A 21,510-nucleotide genomic window follows, 5' to 3' on the forward strand; every position below is an offset into this window, starting at 1 on the left:
CCGCCCCTCGCCCCGGCAGCGCGTCAGGACTCCTCCCCGAGCCTCCGGGAAGCCGCACCTGACCACCCTTCAAGCCGGCGTCGAGCGCACCGCCGGTCCGGCCGCGCGGGGCGAGCGCGCCGAGGCGGAGCCGAGGGCGGTGTCAGGGGCCGTCGGCGAACCACCCGGCCTGCCGCCGGGCCTCCCGCCGAGGACGCAGCGTGAAGGCCTCGGCGGCGTCAGTCCGTCGCGGTGCGGCGGGCGTAGGCGCGGGCGGCGCGGGCGCGGTCGCCGCAGCGGGTGGAACACCACTGGCGGCGGCCGTGCTTGAGCAGGAACCGGTTGCAGGGCGGGGAGGCGCAGGCGGTCAGGCGGCCGGCGTCGGGGGAGGTGAGCAGGTCGGCGGCGTCGGCGGCGATGACCGCGAGGGCGTGCTCGACGAGCGCGGTGGTGGGGTGGGGTGCGACGCGGCGGGGGCCGGTCGTCTCGTCCCACACCAGCAGGGGCGCGGTGGGGACACGGGCCATCGCGTCGTTGACCGCCGTGACGGCGGCGGGCAGGGCGGGCCGTCCGGTGACCCGGGAGACCAGCAGCGACCTGATCTGTTCACGCAGCGAGCGCAGCCGGACCGCGCAGACCTCCGTCAAGCCGGCGCCGTCCGGGGCGAGGCCGCGCCGCGTCAGCCACCGCTCGGCCTGCGCCGGGGTTCCCAGGAGGTCGGTCGTGTGCCCGCCGGGCAGGGCGAGGGCGCTGTTGGCCAGGGCCAGGGCGGGGTGCTCGGCCTCGCCCGGCGCCGACGGCGGGGCGGCTTCTCCCCTCACGGACTCATCCATATTTCTCATGGTACGGGTTGCGTCCATCCGTGAGACACGCGTACGGTCGAGTCACGGTTAACAAGCGACCTATCCGTGAGGAACTTCTGCCATGTCTTCCCCGGCCCTGCCCGCGTCCCCGTTCCCCGTCCGCGTTTTCGGCGGCCCGACCGCCCTCTTCGAGTACGGCGGCCTGCGCTTCCTGACCGATCCGACCTTCGACGGTCCCGGTGACTACCCCCGCGGCGACGGCCGGTATCTGACCAAGACCGCCCCCTCCGCCGGCACCCCCGACGCCCTCGGCCCCATCGACGTGGTCCTGCTCTCCCACGACGAGCACGCCGACAACCTCGACAAGTCCGGGCGGGCCCTGCTCCCCGCCGCCTCCCTCACCCTGACCACGCCCGGCGGCGGCAAGCGCCTGGCCGAACACCTGGGAGAGAAGGTGCGGGGCCTGGCCGACTGGGAGTCGGTCGAACTGGACCGCCCCGACGGTGGCACGGTCACCGTGACCGGCGTCCCCGCCCTCCACGGCCCCGGCCCGCGCGAGGAGGTCGAACCGGTCACCGGCCAGGTCGTCGGCTTCGTCCTGACCGGCGAGGGCCTGCCCACCGTCTACGTCAGCGGCGACAACGCCTCCCTCGACGCCGTCAAGGAGATCGCCGAACGCTTCGCCCCGGTGGACACCGCCCTCGTCTTCGCCGGAGCCCCCCGCTTCCCCGGCGTCTTCTTCGACGGCCGGTGCGTCGTCCTGGACAGCGCCCAGGCCGCCGAGGCCGCCCGCCTCCTCGGCGCCCGCCGCGTGGTACCCGTCCACTACGACAGCTGGGCCCACTTCACCGAAGGGCGCGACGAGCTCGTCGCCGCCTTCACCGCCGCCGGCCTCGCCGACCGCGTCGACTTCGGCATCCGAGGCTGACTCCGTCGGCTTCGGCATCCGTGGCCGGCTCCGTCGGCTTCGGCACCCGCGGCCGGCTCCCGTGCACCGGAGTCCCGTGCCCGCTGGACGCGAGCGGTACTCAGCCACTGGGGACGGAAGCGCTGCCCGGCCACTGTTCCGCCCCGTAGGCCCCGGAGCCTACAGCGGCACGATGTCCGGTGCCCCCAGCCGGGCCGCGTCCGCCGTCTGGTCGTCGGGCTGGAGCTGGGACTCGCGCTCGGCCTCCACCCGCTTCTCGTAGTGCTCGACCTCGCGGGCTATCTGATCCGCGTCCCAGCCGAGGACCGGCGCCATCAGCTCGGCCGCCTCCCGGGCGCTGCGGGTGCCCCGGTCGAAGGTCTCGATGGAGATGCGGGTGCGGCGGGTGAGGACGTCGTCCAGGTGCCGCGCGCCCTCGTGCGAGGCGGCGTACACCACCTCGGCGCGCAGATAGTCGTCGGCGGCGCCCAGCGGTTCGCCGAGCGCGGGGTCGGCGGCGACGAGTTCCAGGAGCTCCTCGGCCAGCGAGCCGTAGCGGTTGAGCAGGTGTTCCACGCGGACCACGTGCAGTCCGGTGCGGGCGGCGATCCGCGCCCGCGCGTTCCACAGCGCCTGGTAGCCCTCCGCGCCGATCAGCGGGGTCTCCTCGGTGACGCAGTCGGCGACGCGCATGTCCAGGCCGTGCACCGCCTCGTCGACGGCGTCCTTGGCCATCACCCGGTAGGTCGTGTACTTGCCGCCCGCCACGACCACCAGCCCCGGCGCCGGATGGGCGACCGTGTGCTCGCGGGACAGCTTGCTGGTGGCGTCGGACTCGCCGGCCAGCAGCGGACGCAGCCCGGCGTAGACCCCCTGCACGTCGTCGCGGGCGAGCGGGACGGCCAGCACCGAGTTGACGTGTTCGAGCAGGTAGTCGATGTCGGCGCTGGACGCGGCGGGGTGGGCCTTGTCCAGGTCCCAGTCGGTGTCGGTGGTGCCGATGATCCAGTGCCGGCCCCAGGGGATGACGAACAGCACGGACTTCTCGGTGCGCAGGATCAGGCCGGTGGTGGAGTGGATGCGGTCCTTGGGCACGACCAGGTGGATGCCCTTGGAGGCGCGGACGTGGAACTGCCCGCGCTCGCCCACCATGGCCTGGGTGTCGTCGGTCCACACGCCGGTGGCGTTGACGACCTGCTGAGCGCGGATCTCGTACTCCCCGCCGCCCTCCACGTCCCGCACCCGGGCGCCCACGACCCGCTCGCCCTCGCGCAGGAACCCGGTCACCCGCGCGCGGTTGGCCACCTTCGCGCCGTACGACGCCGCCGTGCGCACCAGGGTCGCCACGAAGCGGGCGTCGTCCATCTGGGCGTCGTAGTACTGGAGGGCGCCGACAAGGGCGTCCTTCTTCAGGCAGGGGGCCACGCGCAGGGCGTGACGGCGGGTCAGGTGGCGGTGCATCGGCAGGCCCCGGCCGTGGCCGCGGGCCATCGACATCGCGTCGTACAGCGCGACGCCCGAGCCCGCGTACAGCCGCTCCCAGCCCTTGTGCTGGAGCGGGTAGAGGAACGGCACCGGTTTGACGAGGTGCGGGGCGAGGCGTTCGAGCAGCAGGCCGCGCTCTTTGAGGGCCTCGCGGACCAGGGCGAAGTCGAGCATCTCCAGATAGCGCAGGCCGCCGTGGATGAGCTTGCTGGACCGGCTGGAGGTGCCGGACGCCCAGTCCCGGGCCTCGACCAGGCCCGTCGACAGGCCCCGGGTGACCGCGTCCAGCGCGGTGCCGGCGCCGACCACGCCGCCGCCGACCACCAGCACGTCCAGCTCGCGTTCCGCCATCGCCGCCAGCGCCTCGGCGCGCTGCGCCGGCCCCAGTGTCGCTGTCCTCACCGCTGCCTCCCGCTGTCGCTGACTCGCTCGCGTCGGCCGCACCCGGTGGGCGTAGGCCCGTCATGCCCTCCTCATGCCCACATGATGACCGCGATGCGCCGCTTCAGCCACCACGGGTTCCCCACCTGTGGACAACTCGCGCACAACCACGGCAAGACACACAAACACAATCACACATAACGGTCATATGTGTACCTAGTCTGTCAGTGCGCCCGCTCTCGCTGTCCACAGCGGTTGCGCACCTGTCCCGCTTCGGCTACTGGGAAGGACGGCCCACGCATGCCCGCAGACCTCGCCGTCATCGGACTCGGCCCCTACGGACTGCCGCTCGCCCAGGCCGCCGTCGCCGCCGGCGTCCGCACCGCCGGCTACTCCACCGGCCCCGAGGCGGGCCCGCTCAGCGCCGCCGAGCTGCGCCGGATGCACTCCGGCGGCTTCCGGCTCGCCACCGACCCGGCCCAGCTCGGCCGGGTGCGCACCGCGGTGATCTGCGCACCCACCCCGCGCGGCGCCGACGGCGGCCTCGACCTCGGCCAGGTCGAGGCCGCCGCCCGCACCCTGGCCGCGCACCTGCGCCCGCACACCACGGTCATCCTGGAGTCCCCCGTACTGCCCGGGACCACGGAGGAGTTCCTGCGCCCGCTGCTGGAGGACGGCTCGGGCCTGCGGGCCGGCCGCGACTTCCACCTCGCCTACTCCCCCAGCCGCGTCGACCCCGGCAGCCGCGCCCACACACCCGCCGGCACCCCGAAGGTCATCGGCGGCCTCACCCCCGCCTGCACCGAGTCCGCCGCCGCGTTCTACGGCCGGCTCACCGACAAGGTGGTCCGCGCGCGCGGGCTGCGCGAGGCGGAGACCGTGCAGTTGCTGGAGACCAACTACCGGCACGTCAACATCGCGCTGGTCAACGAGATGGCCGTGCTCTGCCACGAGCTGGGCGTGGACCTGTGGGACGTCATCCGGTGCGCGGAGACCAAGCCCTTCGGCTTCCAGGCGTTCCGGCCGGGCCCCGGCGTCGGCGGGCACGGCGCCGCACAGGACCTGACCGGGCACGCGACCCGCACCCTGCGCATGGTCGAGCTGGCCCAGCAGGTCAACAGCCGGATGCCCCGGTACGTCGTCCAGCGCGCCGCCACGCTCCTGAACGAGCACGGCAAGTCCGCGCGCGGGGCCCGGGTGCTGCTGCTCGGCGTCACTTACAAGCCCGACCTCGCCGACCTCCAGGGCACGCCCGCACGGGAGATCGCCGTCCGGCTGATGGAGTTCGGCGCGTCCGTGAGCTACCACGACCCGTACGTGCCCGCCTGGAACGTCCTGGACCGCCCGGTCCCGCGCGCCGACTCCCTCTACGAGGCCGCCGCCGACGCCGACCTCACGATCCTGCTCCAGCACCACCGCACGTACGACTTGCAGGGCCTGTCGGTGAAGGCCCAGCTCCTGCTCGACACCCGGGGCGCCACACCCACGGGGGCGGCGCACCGGTTGTGAAGGGGGGCGCGCGGGAGTGTGGGGGCCGGGGACTGGTGGCGTCGGAATTTCACCGCCGGTACCTTGGGGACGGACGGAGCCCACCGCAGGGGTCGACTGCGGCAGGCTCCTGGATGGATCACGGAGTGTCCACCCCTATGTCTCTTAGGGGTGGCCGCTCACCATCCGAAAATCCGCAAGATCCACCTCCTCCGGAACTTCACCCCGAACACAACCGTGCGCCCCCTTTCGCGCAGTGCGCCCGGGCAGAGGCGGTCCGGGCATGCGAAAGGGCCGGCCGTTCACCAGGAACGACCGGCCCTCGGGGCGTCGCGGGGACCGCCCGGCGGTTATCGCCGGTGCTGGCTGTCCGCCACCGTCACCTCGACCCGCTGGAACTCCTTCAGCTCGCTGTAGCCGGTGGTGGCCATGGCGCGGCGCAGGGCGCCGAAGAAGTTCATCGAGCCGTCCGGGGTGTGCGACGGACCGGTGAGGATCTCCTCGATCGTGCCGACCGTGCCGAGGCCCACCTTCTTGCCGCGGGGCAGCTCCTCGTTGACCGCCTCCATGCCCCAGTGGTGGCCCTTGCCGGGCGCGTCCGTGGCGCGGGCCAGCGGGGAGCCCATCATGACGGCGTCGGCGCCGCAGGCGATCGCCTTGGGCAGGTCGCCGGACCAGCCGACACCGCCGTCCGCGATCACGTGCACGTACCGGCCGCCGGACTCGTCCATGTAGTCCCGGCGGGCCGCGGCCACGTCGGCGACGGCCGTCGCCATCGGGACCTGGATGCCGAGGACGTTGCGCGTGGTGTGCGCGGCGCCGCCGCCGAAGCCGACCAGCACACCGGCCGCACCGGTGCGCATCAGGTGCAGCGCGGCGGTGTACGTGGCGCAGCCGCCGACGATCACCGGGACGTCCAGCTCGTAGATGAACTGCTTGAGGTTCAGCGGCTCGTGCGAGGACGACACGTGCTCCGCCGACACCGTGGTGCCGCGGATGACGAAAATGTCCACGCCCGCGTCCACGACCGCCTTGGAGAACTGGGCGGTGCGCTGCGGGGAGAGCGCGGCGGCGGTGACCACACCGGCGTCGCGCACCTCCTTGATGCGGGCGCCGATCAGCTCCTCCTTGATCGGCGCCGCGTAGATCTCCTGGAGGCGGCGGGTCGCCTGCTCGGCGGGCAGCTCGGCGATCTCGTCCAGCAGCGGCTGCGGGTCCTCGTACCGGGTCCACAGGCCCTCGAGGTTCAGCACGCCGAGGCCGCCCAGCTCACCGATGCGGATCGCCGTGGCCGGGGAGACCACGGAGTCCATGGGGGCGGCCAGGAACGGCAGCTCGAAGCGGTAGGCGTCGATCTGCCAGGCGATCGAGACCTCCTTCGGGTCCCGCGTACGGCGGCTGGGGACGACGGCGATGTCGTCGAAGGCGTACGCCCGGCGGCCGCGCTTGCCGCGCCCGATCTCGATCTCAGTCACGTCTTGGCCTTTCCCTGATGCGTTTCAGCGTCTTCCAGTATCGCCGACGGCTGTGCCGGCGACCCCCCACCCATGCGGCGAGGGCGGCCCCGGAGTCCTCCGGAGCCGCCCTCGAAGAGCCTCACGCGTGCGCGCGCGTCACTTCTTGCCGCTGTAGTTCGGTGCCTCGACCGTCATCTGGATGTCGTGCGGGTGGCTCTCCTTCAGGCCCGCCGAGGTGATCCGCACGAACCGGCCGTTCGCCTGGAGCTCGGGCACGGTCCGGCCGCCGACGTAGAACATCGACTGGCGCAGGCCGCCGACCAGCTGGTGGACGACGGAGGACAGCGGGCCGCGGTAGGGCACCTGGCCCTCGATGCCCTCGGGGATCAGCTGCTCGTCGGAGGCGACGCCCTCCTGGAAGTAGCGGTCCTTGGAGAAGGAGCGCCGGTCGCCACGGGACTGCATGGCGCCGAGGGAGCCCATGCCGCGGTACGACTTGAACTGCTTGCCGTTGATGAACAGCAGCTCGCCCGGGGACTCCTCACAGCCCGCGAGCAGCGAGCCCAGCATCACCGTGTCGGCGCCCGCGACCAGGGCCTTGGCGATGTCGCCGGAGTACTGCAGACCGCCGTCGCCGATCACCGGGACACCGGCGTCCTTGGCGGCGAGCGCGGCCTCGTAGATCGCGGTGACCTGCGGCACGCCGACGCCGGCGACGACGCGGGTGGTGCAGATGGAGCCGGGGCCGACGCCGACCTTGATGCCGTCGGCGCCCGCGTCGACCAGGGCCTGGGCGCCGTCGCGGGTGGCGACGTTGCCGCCGATGACGTCCACGCCGGAGGAGTTCGACTTGATCTTGGCGATCATGTCGCCGACCAGCCGGGAGTGGCCGTGCGCGGTGTCCACGACGATGAAGTCGACACCGGCCTCGATCAGGGCCTGGGCGCGCTCGAAGGCGTCACCGGCCACACCGACCGCCGCGCCGACCAGCAGGCGGCCCTCGGCGTCCTTGGCGGCGTTCGGGTACTGCTCCGCCTTGACGAAGTCCTTGACGGTGATCAGGCCCTTGAGGATGCCCTCGTCGTCGACCAGCGGCAGCTTCTCGATCTTGTGCTTGCGCAGCAGCTCCATGGCCTCCGGGCCGGAGATGCCGACCTTGCCGGTGACCAGCGGCATCGGGGTCATGACCTCGTGCACGCGGCGGCTGCGGTCGCTCTCGAAGGCCATGTCACGGTTGGTGACGATGCCGAGGAGCCGCTTGTCGCCGTCGGTCACCGGGACGCCGCTGATGCGGAACTTGGCGCACAGCGCGTCGGCCTCGGCGAGCGTGGCCTCCGGGTGGATGGTGATCGGGTCGGTCACCATGCCGGACTCGGAGCGCTTCACCAGGTCGACCTGGTTGGCCTGGTCCTCGATGGAGAGGTTGCGGTGCAGGACGCCGACACCGCCCTGGCGGGCCATCGCGATCGCCATGCGGGACTCGGTCACCTTGTCCATGGCGGCGGACAGCAGCGGGATGTTGACCCGCACATTGCGGGAGACGTACGAGGTGGTGTCGATCTCGTCGGGCGCCATGTCCGACGGGCCCGGCAGCAACAGCACGTCGTCGTAGGTCAGCCCGAGTGTCGCGAATTTACCGGGCACTCCGTCGACGTTGGCAGTCATGACACCTTCCCCAAATGGCCTTGATCGGTGCGGATGTCCATGCTAACGGGAAGCATCGCTAGCAAATTCCACGGTAACGGCTCGCATCAGGCTTCGTATCTTCGTACGAAACCGTCGCCGCGCGGGTGCGGGGACGGGGTTACGGGGCTCCGTCCAGGGGGATTACTGCTCGGCGAGCGCCCTCAGGCGGCTCAGCGCCCGGTGCTGGGCCACGCGGACCGCGCCGGGTGACATTCCCAACATCTGCCCGGTCTCCTCCGCGGTCAAGCCCACGGCGATGCGCAGCAGCAGCAGTTCGCGCTGGTTCTCCGGCAGGTTGGCCAGCAGTTTCTTGGCCCACTCGGCGTCGCTGCTGAGCAGGGCGCGCTCCTCCGGGCCGAGGGAGTCGTCGGGCCGCTCGGGCATCTCGTCGGACGGCACCGCCGTCGACCCGGGGTGCCGCATGGCGGCGCGCTGGAGGTCGGCGACCTTGTGCGAGGCGATGGCGAAGACGAACGCCTCGAAGGGCCGGCCGGTGTCGCGGTAGCGCGGCAGCGCGAGCAGGACCGCGACGCAGACCTCCTGGGCGAGGTCCTCCACGAAGTGGCGGGCGTCGCCGGGCAGCCGGGACAGCCGGGTGCGGCAGTAGCGCAGCGCCAGCGGGTGGACCCGGGCGAGCAGGTCGTGCGTGGCCTGCTCGTCCCCGTCGACGGCACGATGCACGAGCGCACCGATCGCCCCAGGGGCCGTGCCCGCCTCGTCGTCGCGCATCGGTCCATGGTGCCCTGTGGCCGCGCGGTCCGTCGCATCGTGCTCGTGGTTGTGCACCGAAGCGTTATGAGCAGGTGCGCCGGCACTCATCCCCTGCGCCCTCCCCTTCCGCTCGACCGACTCGTCCCCGAGAGACTCCACATCTCAAGGATGCGGCATCCGCGCCGAAACGAGCGTCGCGCGTCCGGCGGGCCGCCTCGCGCACGCCCTTCCGGGGGCCCGGCAGAGCGTACGCCGCCCGGCCGCACACCCCGCACCAGGGGCGCCCACCTGCGCCGGAGCACCATCTCCGGGCACCGCACACGCCGGAACACGCGCTCGCCCGCCGGGGTGAACGGACGACGCGTACGACGGCGAGGCGCACGGCGGGGACGTACGCCGACGCGGGTCGGACCCGGCCGCCACCGGTGCGGCGACGGCGGGCGGGCAGGTAGACCGGCCGCGACCGGACACCGGCAGGCGAAACTGGGCCGGAGAGCGCCGGGCAAGGCCTGATCGGATACCCAAAGGCAAGGCCGGGCAAGACCCGACACCGAAAGGCAAGACCGGGCAGGGCCCCGGCCGGAGACCGCCGGCGCGAACCGCTCGGATGCCCCGGCCGCCGCATGCGCCCGGCCCGCACCTCCTCCGAGGCGGCCGGGCCCCGGCCCGCCACCCGAAGTGTCAGGCCCGGCCCGTCACCCCGGCCGCCGGCTCCGGTGTGTCACCCCGGGAGCCGGCCCCGGTGTGTCACCGGACCGGGCGCCGGCGCCTGTCACGCGGCCCGACCCCGGCGCGTGTCAGCGGACCAGGCCCCAGCGGAAGCCGAGAGCCACCGCGTGGGCGCGGTCCGAGGCGCCCAGTTTCTTGAACAGGCGGCGGGCGTGCGTCTTGACCGTGTCCTCGGAGAGGAACAGCTCACGGCCGATCTCGGCGTTGGAGCGGCCGTGGCTCATGCCCTCCAGGACCTGGATCTCACGCGCGGTGAGCGTGGGCGCCGCTCCCATCTCCGCCGAGCGCAGCCGGCGCGGGGCGAGCCGCCAGGTCGGGTCGGCGAGCGCCTGGGTCACGGTGGCCCGCAGCTCCGCGCGCGAGGCGTCCTTGTGCAGGTAGCCACGGGCGCCGGCGGCGACCGCGAGGGCCACGCCGTCCAGGTCCTCGGCGACGGTGAGCATGATGATGCGCGCGCCCGGGTCGGCGGACAGCAGCCGGCGCACGGTCTCGACGCCGCCCAGACCGGGCATGCGCACGTCCATCAGGATGAGGTCGGAGCGGTCGGCGCCCCAGCGGCGGAGGACTTCCTCGCCGTTGGCCGCCGTCGTCACACGCTCGACACCGGGCACGGTCGCGACCGCGCGGCGGAGCGCTTCTCGGGCAAGCGGGGAGTCGTCGCAGACGAGGACGGATGTCATGACCGCCCTCCGCAGCTGATGCGCGTCACCTTGAGCCTCCAGGCTGGTACGGAATCGTCACCTGTGCGGTCGACCGTCTCGGACGCCTGCCCGAGCGCTTGTTCTTTCAACCGCCTCCGCACTCTCAACGACGGTCACTCGAAAGAGTTACGGGCCCGCGTGCCGTCTTCGGCACTCTATGTGAGGGGACGGACACGGTGCAGACATGACCGTCGGACTCTCAACTTTTCATCACAACCTATGACCCATTTGGCCCCTTTTCTTCCCGTTTCGCAGTGTCCGGGGCTAGATTCGCAATGAGTCATATTTTCATCTCCTTAGACCGGAGATGTACGGTCGTTGGCACCGTACCCGCCCAGATCGGCGACAAGGGGTCACGTAATGGCAGATTTCTCCCGCCTTCCCGGACCGAACGCGGACTTGTGGGACTGGCAGCTGCTGGCCGCCTGCCGCGGCGTGGACAGCTCGCTCTTCTTCCACCCGGAGGGCGAGCGCGGGGCGGCTCGGAGCGCTCGCGAGAACTCGGCCAAAGAGGTCTGCATGAGGTGCCCGGTCCGTGCGGAGTGCGCGGCGCACGCGCTGGCGGTACGCGAGCCGTACGGCGTCTGGGGCGGCCTGACCGAGGACGAGCGCGAGGAGTTGATGGGGCGGGCGCGCAACCGACTGGTGACGGCCTCCACCACCGGCGGGGACACCGCCCAGGATCACTGAAGGAACGTTTCTCCGGAGCGAGGTCCGCCCACCGGGTGCGTCCGCCCGCGCGGGGTCGCGCACCCGTGCCAACGGCGTGCGTCCCCCTGCGCGTACCCCTGCGCGCGCCCGGCCGCTACATCCGCCCGGCCGCCCGGGCCAGTTGCTCCAGCGTCGCCGCCACGGCCGGCACCTGGGCCAGGTCGGGCAGGGTCAGGGCGACGATCTCGCGTCGTACCGCCGGTTCCAGCCGTACCGCGCGCACCCCTCGCGGCCGTACCGACTCCACGGCCAGGCGGGGCAGCACGGCGACCCCGAGACCCGCGCCGACCAGGCCGACCACGGCGGGATAGTCGTCGGTGGCGAAGTCGATGCGCGGGGTGAACCCGGCCCCCTCGCACACCTCGACCAGCTGGCCGCGGCAGCGCGGGCAGCCCGCGATCCACGGTTCCTGGGCCAGCTCGCCGATGGCGACGGTCTCCGCGCGCGCGAGCCGGTGCCGTTCGGGCACCAGGGCGACCAGGCGGTCCGTCAGCAGCGGGCGTACGACGAGGTCGTCCCAGTCCTCGGCGACCGCGGCGCCCTCGTAGCGGAAGGCCAGGGCGAGGTCGCAGTCGCCGTCCCGCAGCAGTGTCACGGACTTCGGGGGCTCGGCCTCCTCCAGCGAGACGCGGGTGCCGGGGTGGGCGGCGCGCAGGGCGGCCAGGGCCGTCGGGACCAGCGTGGAGCTGCCGCTGGGGAAGGAGACCAGCCGGACCCGGCCCGCGCGCAGACCGGCGATGGCGGCGACCTCCTCCTCGGCCGCGGTGAGCCCGGCGAGGATGCCGGAGGCGTGCCGGACGAGGGCCTCGCCGGCCTGGGTGAGGCGCATCTCGCGCCCGTTGCGGACCAGCAGCGGGGTGCCGACCGAGGCCTCCAGGGCCTTCATCTGCTGGCTGACGGCGGGCTGGGTGCAGCCCAGTTCGCGCCCGGCCGCCGAGAAGGAGCCGGTGGTGGCGACGGCGCGCAGGACGCGCAGATGACGAGCCTCGATCACCCTTGGAGCATAAGGCAGCCTTTGGGCGGAGCGCTCGATAAAGCGTCGACGCTTTGGGTGCCGATCGCTTAGCGTGCTGGGATGAAGCTTCTCTCCGTCAATGTGGGCCGTCCCCTGCCGGTGCCGTACACGAGCCAGCCGGACGGTCTGACCGGCATCGACAAGCAGCCCGCCGAAGGGCCGGTGCGGGTGACGGCGCCCGGCCCGAAGGGGGTCGGCGCGAGCGGGCTGGCCGGGGACGCGGTGTGCGACACGCGCCATCACGGCGGGGACGACCAGGCGGTGTACGCGTACGCCCGCGAGGACCTCGACGCATGGGAGCGGGAGCTCGGCCGGCCCCTGGCCAACGGCTGCTTCGGCGAGAACCTGACGACGGAGGGGCTGGACGTCTCCGGGGCGCTGGTCGGCGAGCGCTGGCGGATCGGTCCGCGGGTGGTGCTGGAGGTGACCGCGGGCCGCATCCCGTGCGCCACGTTCCAGGGCCACATGGGCGAGCGCGGCTGGGTCAAGAGGTTCACCCGGAAGGCCGCGACGGGTGCCTACCTGCGGGTGATCGAACCGGGTGAGATCCGCTCGGGCGACCCGGTGGAGATCGTGTACCGGCCGGACCACGGGGTGACGGCGGCGATGCAGTTCCGCGCGGTCACCACCGAGCGCGAGCTGCTGCCCCGGCTGCTCGCGGCGGGCGAGGCCCTGCACTCGGAGACGCTGGCGCAGGCCCGCGAGTTCGTGGCGCGGCGGCAGGACTGACCGGCCGTCGGCCGGCCCGGGGCGGCCCCGCGCCGTCAGCGGAGGCCGTCGGTCCGGGTCACTACGCTTGGGCCATGACAACGGCTCTGATTACGGGATCGACCGCGGGGATCGGTGCCGCGTTCGCGCGGCGGCTGGCGGCGGAGGGGCAGGACCTGGTGCTGGTGGCCCGGGACACCGGGCGGCTGCGCGAGCAGGCGACGGAACTGCACGACCGGCACGGCGTCGAGGTGGAGGTGCTGCCCGCCGACCTCTCCCTGGACGAGGGCATCGAGGCGGTGGCCGGCCGGCTCGGCGACCGCAAGAACCCGGTCGACCTGCTGATCAACAACGCCGGCTTCGGCAACAAGGGCCGCTATCTGGACGTCTCGATGGCGGACGAGCTGCGGATGCTGAAGGTGCACTGCGAGGCGGTGCTGCGGCTGACCTCGGCGGCGGCCGGGGCGATGCGCGAGCGCGGCCGGGGCGGGGTGGTGAACGTCGCCTCGGTGGCCGCCTTCGTGCCGCGCGGCACCTACGGCGCGTCGAAGGCGTGGGTCGTGCAGTTCACCCAGGGCGCGGCGCGGGACCTGGCGGGCAGCGGGGTCCGGCTGATGGCGTTGTGCCCGGGCTTCGTGCGCACCGAGTTCCACCAGCGGGCCGGGATGGGCACGGACAACATCCCCGGCTGGCTGTGGCTGGACGCCGACAAGCTGGTGGCGGCGGCCCTGGCCGACCTGGCCCGCGGCCGGACGGTGTCCATCCCGGACCCCCGGTACAAGGCGCTGATGGGGCTGGTGAAGGTCACGCCGCGCGGGCTGCTGGGCGGGATCAGCTCCCGTACGGGGCGCAAGTACGGACCGCGCTAGCGCACGGGTGGCGCCGCCGTCCCGGTGGGAAAATGGGCGGGACGGTTACCGGACCAGGGGGGCCGGAGGCGGCGTCATGACCTTCGTACAGCTCATCGAGTGCCGGACGAGCCGGCTGGACGAGATGAACCGGCTGATGGACGACTGGCTCCGGCGGGCCCATGGGAGACGGACGGCGACGCACGCGGTGGTCGGCCGTGACCGCTCGGACGCGTCGCACGTGGTGGAGGTCGTGGAGTTCCCCTCGTACGAGGAGGCGCGGCGGAACTCGGACCTGCCGGAGACGGAGCGGGTCTTCCGGGAGCTGGCCGCGCTGTGCGAGGAGCGGCCGACGTTCACCGGTCTGGACGTCGTACGGGACGAGCGGCCGGCGGAACGTGCCGTGCGCCGGTTCTTCCGGGCGTTGGGCACGGCGGGCGAGCTGCCGCCGCTGAACGACCTGCTGGACGAGGACGTCCACAGCCGCGATCCGATGAACCCGCAGGACACCATCGGGCTGGACCACGCGCGCGCCGAGTTCCGGATGTGGCGCGGCGCCTTCGACTTCGCGTTCACGGTCGAGGACGTGCTCGCCGAGGGCGACCGGGCCTGCGCCCGCTGGTCCTGGCGCGGCACGCACCGCGGCGACTTCCTGGGGATCGCGCCCACCGGCCGGCCGGTCGCCATGACCGGGATGACACTGTTCCGCTTCGCCGCCGACGGAAAGATCACCGAGCTGTGGTGGCAGCACGACCAGCTGGGACTGATGCAGCAGCTCGGGGCGCTGGACGAGCTGGAGCGGTAGGCGGACAGGGCGAAGGCCCGGCACCCTCGGCGGGTACCGGGCCCTCACTCACGGGCGTCTGCCTCAGTGGGCGTGGCCGTGGCCGTGGCTGTGGCCCGCGGCGGCCGGCTCTTCCTCTTCCTTCTTCTCGACGACCAGGGTCTCGGTCGTGAGCAGCAGGGAGGCGATGGAGGCGGCGTTCTCCAGGGCGGAGCGGGTGACCTTGACCGGGTCGATGACGCCGGCCTTGATCAGGTCGCCGTACTCGCCGGTGGCGGCGTTGTAGCCCTGGCCCTTGTCCAGGTCCTTGACCTTGGACACGATGACGTAGCCCTCCTGGCCGGCGTTCTCGCCGATCCAGCGCAGCGGCTCGACCACGGCGTTGCGGACCACGGCGACACCGGTGGCCTCGTCGCCGGTCTTGTCGAGGTTGCCCTCGAGGACCTTGGAGGCGTGGACCAGAGCGGAGCCACCACCGGAGACGATGCCCTCCTCGACCGCGGCGCGGGTCGCGGAGATGGCGTCCTCCAGACGGTGCTTCTTCTCCTTCAGCTCCACCTCGGTGGCGGCGCCGACCTTGATCACGCACACGCCGCCGGCCAGCTTCGCGAGGCGCTCCTGGAGCTTCTCGCGGTCCCAGTCGGAGTCGGTGTTCTCGATCTCGGCCTTGATCTGGGCGACGCGGCCCTGCACGTCCTCGGACTTGCCGGCGCCGTCGACGATCGTGGTGTCGTCCTTGGTGACGGTGACGCGGCGGGCGGAGCCGAGCACGTCGAGGCCGACCTGGTCGAGCTTGAGGCCGACCTCCTCGGAGATGACGGTGGCGCCGGTGAGGACGGCCATGTCCTGGAGCATCGCCTTGCGGCGGTCGCCGAAGCCGGGGGCCTTCACCGCGACGGCGTTGAAGGTGCCGCGGATCTTGTTGACGACCAGGGTCGACAGGGCCTCGCCCTCGACGTCCTCGGCGATGATCAGCAGCGGCTTGGAGGAGCCGGCCTGGATGACCTTCTCCAGCAGCGGCAGCAGGTCCGCGATGGCGCCGATCTTGCCCTGCGTGATGAGGATGTACGGGTCGTCGAGGACGGCCTCCATGCGCTCCTGGTCCGTCACGAAGTACGGCGACAGGTAGCCCTTGTCGAAGGCCATGCCCTCGGTGAAGTCCAGCTCCAGACCGAAGGTGTTGGACTCCTCGACGGTGATGACACCGTCCTTGCCGACCTTGTCCATCGCCTCGGCGATCAGCTCGCCGACCTGCTGGTCCTGGGCGGACAGCGCGGCGACGGCGGCGATGTCGGACTTCTCGTCGATCGGGCGCGCGGTGGCGAGCAGTTCCTCGGAGACGGCCTTGACGGCGGCGTCGATGCCCTTCTTCAGGGCGGCCGGGGAGGCACCGGCGGCGACGTTCTTCAGGCCCTCGCGGACCAGCGCCTGGGCGAGCACGGTGGCGGTGGTGGTGCCGTCACCAGCGATGTCGTTGGTCTTGGTCGCCACCTCCTTCACCAGCTGGGCGCCGAGGTTCTCGTACGGGTCCTCGATCTCCACCTCGCGGGCGATCGTGACACCGTCGTTGGTGATGGTGGGGGCGCCGAACTTCTTGTCGATGACGACGTTGCGGCCCTTGGGGCCGATCGTCACCTTGACCGTGTCGGCAAGCTTGTTGACGCCGCGCTCAAGGGCGCGACGGGCGTCCTCGTCGAACTTCAGGATCTTCGCCATGGCAGCGGGAGCCCTCTCGGAAATCTGTGGGTGAAAAACGCCGCGCCCCGGGCGCCCGGCTTCTTATCGATTCGCGGGGGCCAGGGGCGCAGCTTCAAGCAGAGAGTCGCTTGAGGTGATTACTTCTCGATGATCGCGAGCACGTCGCGAGCCGAGAGGACGAGGTACTCGTCGCCGTTGTACTTCACCTCGGTGCCGCCGTACTTGCTGTAGAGGACGACGTCGCCGACCTTGACGTCGAGCGGAAGGCGCTCACCGTTCTCGAACCGGCCCGGGCCCACGGCGAGGACGGCGCCCTCCTGGGGCTTCTCCTTCGCGGTGTCCGGAATGACCAGGCCAGAGGCCGTGGTCTGCTCGGCGTCCAGCGGCTGGACCACGATGCGGTCCTCGAGCGGCTTGATGGCAACCTTGGAGCTGGCGGTCGTCACGATCCGACCTCCCCCTTCGGAGATCTCACGGGGTTAACTGTCTGAGGTGGCGACCAGGTCGATCCGTCGTCGCGGGTGCCGGACCTGCCCGTCGCGTTTGTTGGCACTCTCACCTGCGGAGTGCCAGACCCGAGACTATGACCGGGGTTAGCACTCGGTCAAGCGGAGTGCCAATGCCGTGCGGCGCGTCGGCGGTGAATCGGCCGTCGCGGCGTTGACCGGCGGGCCCGAGGGACCGGCTCCGCTAGAGGTAGTCCTCCAGGCGGCCCACCGTCAGACCCCGCTCCTGGGCCGCCCTGAGGACCCGTACCGTGCGCTCGCGCAGGGGGACGTCCGTCGACTCGTCGGGGTCCACGAGGACGATGTCGCCCGGGCCGAGGCCGCGGGTGAGGCCGGCCGGGGTGAGGGCGGTGCGCCACAGGACGACCGCGGAGATGCCGCAGTCGGCCGCGGCGCGCAGGGTGGTGGGGTCGTAGGAGCCGTACGGCGGGCGGAACAGGCGGGGGCGGACGCCCAGGCGGGCGCGGAGGCGGTCCTGCTGGCCGCAGATCTCGGCGCGCTGGCCGGCGTACGGCAGGCCGGCCGGGGCCCGGTGGTCGAGGGTGTGGTTGCCGATGCCGGCGCCGAGCGCGCGCAGGCGGGCGAAGTGGCGGTAGCCGGGGGCGGCGATGGAGTCGGTGAGGAACAGGGTGACCGGCAGGCGCAGCTCGCGGACCATGTCGACGAAGCGGGGGTCGCGTTCGGCCCCGTCGTCGTAGGTGAGGAAGACGACCGGGTCGCGGGTGGGGACGTGGTCGATCACCGGGGGCGGCGGGGCGGGGGCCGCCGGGTGTCCGGCGAGCGGGCGGGCCGGGGGCGCCGGTGAGAGGGCCGGCGGGCGGGCCGGGGACGACGGTGAGAGGGCCGGTGGGCGGTCCGGGGGTGCCGGGGGGCGGGCGAGCGGGCGGGTCAGCCCCCAGTGCCGGTAGTCCCGGCCGGGGGCGGTGGCGTGCGGGCGCACCCCTTCGGCGGCCTTCTTGCCGAGGCGCTCGATGGGGTCGACGGACTGGGCGCAGCCCGTCAGGAGCAGGGCCGGGGCGAGGACCGCGGCGGGGCCCCGCAGGCGCCTCACAGGTAGTCCTCCAGGCGGGCGACGGCGTAGCCCTCGCGGGTGACCTTGTCCAGGAAGCGCCGCATGTCGTCCACCATCGTGCCGTTCCAGTCGTCCCGGCCGCGGAAGTGGGTGAGGACGATATCGCCGGGGTGCAGCCGGCGGTCCCAGTCGCGGTACTCCCAGTGGTCGACGAAGACCTCCTCGTCCCAGATCGGCGCGTACTTGATGCCGCACTCCTTGGCGGCGCGCAGGGTGTCGCCGTTGTAGTTGCCGTACGGCGGCCGGAAGACGGTGGGCGCCTTGCCGAACTGCTTCTTCATGACGGTCTGCATGCCGCAGATCTCGTCGCGCTGCTCCTCGTAGGACAGGCCGGGCAGGTAGGGGTGGGTGAGGGTGTGGTTGTTCAGGGTGACGCCCTGGGCCTGCATCCGGCGGAAGTAGCCGTAGTCGTCCTCGATGACGTAGTTGCTGAGGAACGCGGTGTACGGCACCTTCAGTTCGCTCATCATGCGCAGGAAGGCCGGGTCCTTCTCGGCGCCGTCGTCGATGGTGAGGAAGACGACCTTCTGCCGGGTGGGGACGGTGGTGAAGACCGGGGGGAGGTTCTCCTCCTCCTGGCCGTCCACCTCGAAGCCGTCCCGGGGGGTGATCCGGGGCTTCTCGGCGGGCGGGGCCGGAGCGGTGAGCGGGGCCCGCTCCAGGCCCCAGCGCCGGGCGGCGGCGGCCAGCCGGGCGTGCTCCGCGGCCTGGCGGGCGCGGGGGTCCAGGGGGTGGCCGGGGCCGCCCTGGGCCGGGGCCGGGGCGGGGTCGCCGGCGCAGCCGGTCAGGAGGGCGGCCAGTGCGAGGGCGGTGGTGGCCGCGGCCGTCTTCGCGACCCCGGCCCGGCGTTCGGTGCCCGCCTTCGCGGTCCGCGCCCGACTTTTGTCATTTTGTACTACTGCTCGCATGGTGCCGGATCCTCCCAGGCCCCGGCCCGCGCCCCGGGCCGACACCGCCGCCGCGGGCGCACCATCCACCGACTGGCCCACAATGAGCCGGTGAACGACCTCGCTCTGCTCCTCACCCCCGAAGGCCGCGCCCTCCTCGACGAGGTGCGCGACACCGAGCCCGCGCGGGAACTGGCGGTGGCCACCCGGCTGCGCCGCGACCACCCCGCCGAACTGGTCTCGGCCGCGCTGGGCCAGGCCCGGCTGCGACAGCGGGCGGTGGCGAAGTTCGGGGCCGAGGACGCCGGCCGGATGTTCTTCACCCCGAACGGGGTCGAGCAGTCCACCCGGGCGAGCGTGGCGGCGTACCGGGCGCGGCGGCTGACGGAGCTGGGCGTGACCTCCGTGGCCGACCTGTGCTGCGGCATCGGCGGGGACGCCATCGCGCTGGCGCGGGCCGGGATCCGGGTGCTGGCCGTGGACCGCGACCCGCTGACCGCCGCGGCGGCCCGCGCCAACGCCGAGGCGCTGGGCCTGGCGGAGCTGATCGAGGTGCGCGAGGCCGATGTGACGGAGGTGGACACCGCCGGGTACGACGCGGTGTTCGCCGACCCGGCCCGGCGCGGCGGGCGCGGCCGGGTGTTCGACCCGGAGGCGTACTCGCCACCGCTGTCCTGGGCGGTCGAGACGGCCCGCCGGGCGCCGCGCGCGGCGCTGAAGATCGCCCCCGGCATCCCGCACGAGATCGTCCCGCCCGAGGCCGAGGCCGAGTGGATCTCGGACGGCGGGGACGTGAAGGAGGCCGTGCTGTGGTTCGGCACGGGGGCGCCGGGCGCCGTACGGGCCACCCTGCTGCCGGGGCCGCGCTCGCTGCTCGGCCGGGGCCTGCCGGACCCGGCGGTGCGGCCGGTGGGGCGGTACCTGTACGAGCCGGACGGCGCGGTCATCCGCGCGCACCTGGTCGCGGAGGTGGCCGAGGAGGTCGGCGGCGGACTGCTGGACGCGACCATCGCCTACGTCACCGCCGACGAGCCCCGGCCCACGCCGTACGCCACCGGCTACGAGATCACCGACCGGCTGCCCTTCAACGTCAAGCGGCTCAAGGCCCTGCTGCGCGAGCGCGGGGTCGGCACGCTGACCGTGAAGAAGCGCGGCTCGGCCGTCGAGCCGGAGGAACTGCGCCGCAAGGTACGGCCGCAGGGGCCGAACGCGGCCACCGTCTTCCTCACCCGGGTGGCGGGGGCGCCGACGATGCTGATCGGTCAGCCGCTGGCCTGATCCGCCCGGCGCAGCAGCAGCGCGCGTTCCCGTTCGTTGCGGGTCAGCTCCGCCGCCCGGAGGAACTCCTCGCGGGCCTCGGCGGCGCGTCCCAGCCGGGCCAGCAGGTCGCCGCGGACGCTGGGCAGCAGGTGGTAGCCGCGCAGCGCGGGCCCGGCGGCCAGGGCGTCCACCAGCTCCAGGCCCCGCAGCGGGCCCTCGGCCATCGACACGGCGACCGCGCGGTTCAGCTCGACCACCGGGGAGGGCGCGCGGACGGCCAGCAGGCCGTACAGGGCGGCGATGGCCCGCCAGTCGGTCTCCTCGTAGGTGTACGCCCGCGCGTGGCAGGCGGCGATGGCCGCCTGGAGGGCGTACGGCCCCGGCGGTCCCGCCGCGGTGGCTCCGGCGCGCTCCAGGGCGTGCACCCCGCGCGCGATGAGCATGCGGTTCCAGCGGCGACGGTCCTGGTCCTTCAGCAGCACCGGTGTGCCGTCGGGGGCGGTGCGGGCGGGGGTGCGGGCGGCCTGGAACTCCAGCAGCGCGGTCAGGCCGTGCACCTCGGGCTCCCCGGGCATCAGCCCGGACAGCACCCGGGCCAGCCGCAGGGCGTCCTCGCACAGCCCGGGGCGCAGCCAGTCGTCGCCGGCGGTGGCCGCGTACCCCTCGTTGAAGATCAGGTAGACGACGTCCAGGACGGAGCCGAGGCGGGCCGCGCGGTCGGGTCCGTACGGCGCCTCGAAGGCGACGTTCTTCGCCGCGAGGGTGCGTTTGGCGCGGACGATCCGCTGGGCGACCGTCGCCTCCGGCACCAGGAAGGCGCGGGCGATCTCGGCCGTGGTCAGACCGCCGAGCAGGCGCAGTGTGAGCGCGGTGCGGGCCTGCGGGGACAGCACCGGGTGGCAGGCGGTGAAGACCAGCCGGAGCAGGTCGTCGTCGATGCCGTCGGGGTCGGCGGGCTCCTCGGGCGGCGCGGTGGTCTCCAGGTCCCGGCCGATCTCGGCGAGTTTGCGGGCGTAGACCTCACGGCGCCGGATCAGGTCGACGGCCCGGCGCCGCGCGATGGCCGTCAGCCAGGCGCCGGGGTTGTCGGGCACCCCGTCCCGGGGCCACTGCTCCAGCGCGGCGACCAGCGCGTCCTGCGCCAGTTCCTCGGCGATCCCGACGTCCCGCACGATGCGCGCGACACCGGCGATCACTCGCGGCGCCTGGAGCCGGAAGACGGTCTCGATGGCCTGGGCGGGGGTCGGCCGGTCTGCCGTGGGCTGTGGTTCCACAGCCCACATGCAACACCGTGTGCGATCTTCGGCCAAGTGGCTCAGTACTCAGTACTCGACGATCTCCCGCAGCTCGCAGGCGAGGGTCCACTCCGGGCCGTGGATGCTCAGGAAGCGCCGGGTCCACTCCAGGGCCTCGGCGCGGTCCTTGCACTGCATGAACGCGTAGCCGCCGACGACCTCCTTGGACTCGGTGAACGGCCCGTCGGTCACGGAGGTCCGCTCGCCGTCCCAGGCCACCCGGACGGCCTGCGCGGCCGGGGTCAGCCCGGAGGTGTCGAGCAGGACGCCGGCCTTGGTCATCTCCTCGATCAGCTCGCCCATCCGCTGCATCAGCTCCGCGCTGGGGCCCCCGGCGGGCGCGGTGGACTCGTCGATGCGCACGAGCGACAGGTAGCGGGGCATGGTGTCTCCCTCGGT

20 protein-coding genes are annotated in these 21,510 nt (G+C 72.9%); 7 read left to right on the plus strand and 13 right to left on the minus strand.

From position 1 onward, the window contains the following. Positions 1–218: 218 nt before the first annotated feature. Complete coding sequence (locus tag IH25_RS0100685) at positions 219–812, minus strand: CGNR zinc finger domain-containing protein (RefSeq protein ID WP_030601039.1); 594 nt, start codon at positions 810–812, stop codon at positions 219–221. A 91-nt stretch (positions 813–903) separates the two neighbouring features. Here IH25_RS0100685 and IH25_RS0100690 point away from each other — a divergent pair, with 91 nt between their 5' ends. Then, complete coding sequence (locus IH25_RS0100690; RefSeq protein ID WP_030601042.1) at positions 904–1,710, plus strand: MBL fold metallo-hydrolase; 807 nt, start codon at positions 904–906, stop codon at positions 1,708–1,710. A 159-nt stretch (positions 1,711–1,869) separates the two neighbouring features. Here the strand turns inward: IH25_RS0100690 and IH25_RS0100695 are convergent, their stop codons facing one another. Continuing rightward, positions 1,870–3,576: a glycerol-3-phosphate dehydrogenase/oxidase gene (locus IH25_RS0100695; RefSeq protein ID WP_030601045.1), complete on the minus strand. Its 1,707-nt coding sequence runs from the start codon at positions 3,574–3,576 to the stop codon at positions 1,870–1,872. Between the two features lie 279 nt (positions 3,577–3,855). On the opposite strand from IH25_RS0100695, the gene IH25_RS0100700 reads away from it, so the two are divergent. Continuing rightward, positions 3,856–5,064, plus strand: coding sequence for a nucleotide sugar dehydrogenase (locus IH25_RS0100700; protein ID WP_030601049.1), 1,209 nt, complete (start codon positions 3,856–3,858; stop codon positions 5,062–5,064). Positions 5,065–5,393: 329 nt separating this feature from the next. Here the strand turns inward: IH25_RS0100700 and IH25_RS0100705 are convergent, their stop codons facing one another. The 4 genes from IH25_RS0100705 to IH25_RS0100720 all read right to left on the minus strand — a co-directional run bounded on the left by IH25_RS0100705 (position 5,394) and on the right by IH25_RS0100720 (position 10,306). Further along, on the minus strand, positions 5,394–6,518 hold the full coding sequence (locus IH25_RS0100705; RefSeq protein ID WP_030601053.1) for a GuaB3 family IMP dehydrogenase-related protein: 1,125 nt from the start codon (positions 6,516–6,518) through the stop codon (positions 5,394–5,396). A gap of 138 nt (positions 6,519–6,656) precedes the next feature. Continuing rightward, positions 6,657–8,165: an IMP dehydrogenase gene (guaB, locus tag IH25_RS0100710; protein ID WP_030601055.1), complete on the minus strand. Its 1,509-nt coding sequence runs from the start codon at positions 8,163–8,165 to the stop codon at positions 6,657–6,659. 162 nt (positions 8,166–8,327) lie between these two features. After that, positions 8,328–8,915 (minus strand): sigma-70 family RNA polymerase sigma factor, encoded by a 588-nt coding sequence (locus IH25_RS0100715; protein WP_030601058.1) that lies wholly within the window; start codon positions 8,913–8,915, stop codon positions 8,328–8,330. Positions 8,916–9,694: 779 nt separating this feature from the next. Then, positions 9,695–10,306: a response regulator transcription factor gene (locus IH25_RS0100720; RefSeq protein WP_003948568.1), complete on the minus strand. Its 612-nt coding sequence runs from the start codon at positions 10,304–10,306 to the stop codon at positions 9,695–9,697. Between the two features lie 381 nt (positions 10,307–10,687). On the opposite strand from IH25_RS0100720, the gene IH25_RS0100725 reads away from it, so the two are divergent. Continuing rightward, positions 10,688–11,017: a WhiB family transcriptional regulator gene (locus IH25_RS0100725; RefSeq protein ID WP_030601061.1), complete on the plus strand. Its 330-nt coding sequence runs from the start codon at positions 10,688–10,690 to the stop codon at positions 11,015–11,017. 115 nt (positions 11,018–11,132) lie between these two features. On the opposite strand, the gene IH25_RS0100730 is transcribed toward IH25_RS0100725, so the two are convergent. After that, entirely contained in the window at positions 11,133–12,032 is a 900-nt protein-coding gene (locus IH25_RS0100730) for a LysR family transcriptional regulator (protein WP_030601063.1), read from the minus strand. Between the two features lie 81 nt (positions 12,033–12,113). On the opposite strand from IH25_RS0100730, the gene IH25_RS0100735 reads away from it, so the two are divergent. The 3 genes from IH25_RS0100735 to IH25_RS0100745 all read left to right on the plus strand — a co-directional run bounded on the left by IH25_RS0100735 (position 12,114) and on the right by IH25_RS0100745 (position 14,414). Continuing rightward, a complete protein-coding gene (locus tag IH25_RS0100735) occupies positions 12,114–12,782 on the plus strand; it encodes an MOSC domain-containing protein (protein WP_030601071.1) in 669 nt (222 codons plus the stop codon). A 74-nt stretch (positions 12,783–12,856) separates the two neighbouring features. After that, complete coding sequence (locus IH25_RS0100740) at positions 12,857–13,630, plus strand: SDR family NAD(P)-dependent oxidoreductase (protein WP_030601073.1); 774 nt, start codon at positions 12,857–12,859, stop codon at positions 13,628–13,630. A 76-nt stretch (positions 13,631–13,706) separates the two neighbouring features. Continuing rightward, the gene (locus IH25_RS0100745; RefSeq protein WP_030601075.1) at positions 13,707–14,414 is read left to right on the plus strand and encodes an ester cyclase; all 708 of its coding nucleotides are present in this window, start codon (positions 13,707–13,709) and stop codon (positions 14,412–14,414) included. 63 nt (positions 14,415–14,477) lie between these two features. On the opposite strand, the gene groL is transcribed toward IH25_RS0100745, so the two are convergent. The 4 genes from groL to IH25_RS0100765 all read right to left on the minus strand — a co-directional run bounded on the left by groL (position 14,478) and on the right by IH25_RS0100765 (position 18,577). Beyond that, the gene (gene groL / locus IH25_RS0100750) at positions 14,478–16,109 is read right to left on the minus strand and encodes a chaperonin GroEL (protein WP_030601077.1); all 1,632 of its coding nucleotides are present in this window, start codon (positions 16,107–16,109) and stop codon (positions 14,478–14,480) included. Positions 16,110–16,228: 119 nt separating this feature from the next. Further along, a complete protein-coding gene (gene groES, locus IH25_RS0100755) occupies positions 16,229–16,537 on the minus strand; it encodes a co-chaperone GroES (protein ID WP_004955293.1) in 309 nt (102 codons plus the stop codon). Positions 16,538–16,781: 244 nt separating this feature from the next. After that, the gene (locus IH25_RS0100760) at positions 16,782–17,648 is read right to left on the minus strand and encodes a polysaccharide deacetylase family protein (protein WP_030601079.1); all 867 of its coding nucleotides are present in this window, start codon (positions 17,646–17,648) and stop codon (positions 16,782–16,784) included. Continuing rightward, on the minus strand, positions 17,645–18,577 hold the full coding sequence (locus IH25_RS0100765; RefSeq protein WP_030601084.1) for a polysaccharide deacetylase family protein: 933 nt from the start codon (positions 18,575–18,577) through the stop codon (positions 17,645–17,647). Before IH25_RS0100765 ends, IH25_RS0100760 begins: the two co-directional genes overlap by 4 nt. Before the next feature lie 90 nt (positions 18,578–18,667). Here IH25_RS0100765 and IH25_RS0100770 point away from each other — a divergent pair, with 90 nt between their 5' ends. After that, entirely contained in the window at positions 18,668–19,834 is a 1,167-nt protein-coding gene (locus IH25_RS0100770; RefSeq protein WP_030601086.1) for a THUMP-like domain-containing protein, read from the plus strand. Here IH25_RS0100770 and IH25_RS0100775 read toward each other — a convergent pair. Beyond that, positions 19,819–21,099 carry an RNA polymerase sigma factor gene (locus IH25_RS0100775; protein ID WP_030601088.1) on the minus strand — a complete coding sequence of 427 codons (1,281 nt, stop codon included), beginning with the start codon at positions 21,097–21,099 and terminating at the stop codon, positions 19,819–19,821. The two genes, IH25_RS0100770 and IH25_RS0100775, sit on opposite strands and share 16 nt — an antisense overlap. Before the next feature lie 39 nt (positions 21,100–21,138). Beyond that, positions 21,139–21,495, minus strand: coding sequence for a YciI family protein (locus IH25_RS0100780; protein WP_030601092.1), 357 nt, complete (start codon positions 21,493–21,495; stop codon positions 21,139–21,141). Between the last annotated feature and the right edge of the window lie 15 nt (positions 21,496–21,510).

The organism is Streptomyces achromogenes subsp. achromogenes (assembly GCF_000720835.1).
In the GTDB taxonomy this organism is placed as follows: Bacteria; Actinomycetota; Actinomycetes; order Streptomycetales; family Streptomycetaceae; genus Streptomyces; species Streptomyces achromogenes.

Bases quoted from the DNA above. Each gene is read 5' to 3' on its own strand.
- IH25_RS0100685 (WP_030601039.1), bottom strand. From the start codon at position 812: ATGGATGAGTCCGTGAGGGGAGAAGCCGCCCCGCCGTCGGCGCCGGGC.
- IH25_RS0100690 (WP_030601042.1), top strand. From the start codon at position 904: ATGTCTTCCCCGGCCCTGCCCGCGTCCCCGTTCCCCGTCCGCGTTTTC.
- IH25_RS0100700 (WP_030601049.1), top strand. From the start codon at position 3,856: ATGCCCGCAGACCTCGCCGTCATCGGACTCGGCCCCTACGGACTGCCG.
- guaB (WP_030601055.1), bottom strand. From the start codon at position 8,165: ATGACTGCCAACGTCGACGGAGTGCCCGGTAAATTCGCGACACTCGGG.
- IH25_RS0100715 (WP_030601058.1), bottom strand. From the start codon at position 8,915: ATGCGCGACGACGAGGCGGGCACGGCCCCTGGGGCGATCGGTGCGCTC.
- IH25_RS0100720 (WP_003948568.1), bottom strand. From the start codon at position 10,306: ATGACATCCGTCCTCGTCTGCGACGACTCCCCGCTTGCCCGAGAAGCG.
- IH25_RS0100725 (WP_030601061.1), top strand. From the start codon at position 10,688: ATGGCAGATTTCTCCCGCCTTCCCGGACCGAACGCGGACTTGTGGGAC.
- IH25_RS0100735 (WP_030601071.1), top strand. From the start codon at position 12,114: ATGAAGCTTCTCTCCGTCAATGTGGGCCGTCCCCTGCCGGTGCCGTAC.
- IH25_RS0100740 (WP_030601073.1), top strand. From the start codon at position 12,857: ATGACAACGGCTCTGATTACGGGATCGACCGCGGGGATCGGTGCCGCG.
- IH25_RS0100745 (WP_030601075.1), top strand. From the start codon at position 13,707: ATGACCTTCGTACAGCTCATCGAGTGCCGGACGAGCCGGCTGGACGAG.
- groL (WP_030601077.1), bottom strand. From the start codon at position 16,109: ATGGCGAAGATCCTGAAGTTCGACGAGGACGCCCGTCGCGCCCTTGAG.
- IH25_RS0100765 (WP_030601084.1), bottom strand. From the start codon at position 18,577: ATGCGAGCAGTAGTACAAAATGACAAAAGTCGGGCGCGGACCGCGAAG.
- IH25_RS0100775 (WP_030601088.1), bottom strand. From the start codon at position 21,099: ATGTGGGCTGTGGAACCACAGCCCACGGCAGACCGGCCGACCCCCGCC.
- IH25_RS0100780 (WP_030601092.1), bottom strand. From the start codon at position 21,495: ATGCCCCGCTACCTGTCGCTCGTGCGCATCGACGAGTCCACCGCGCCC.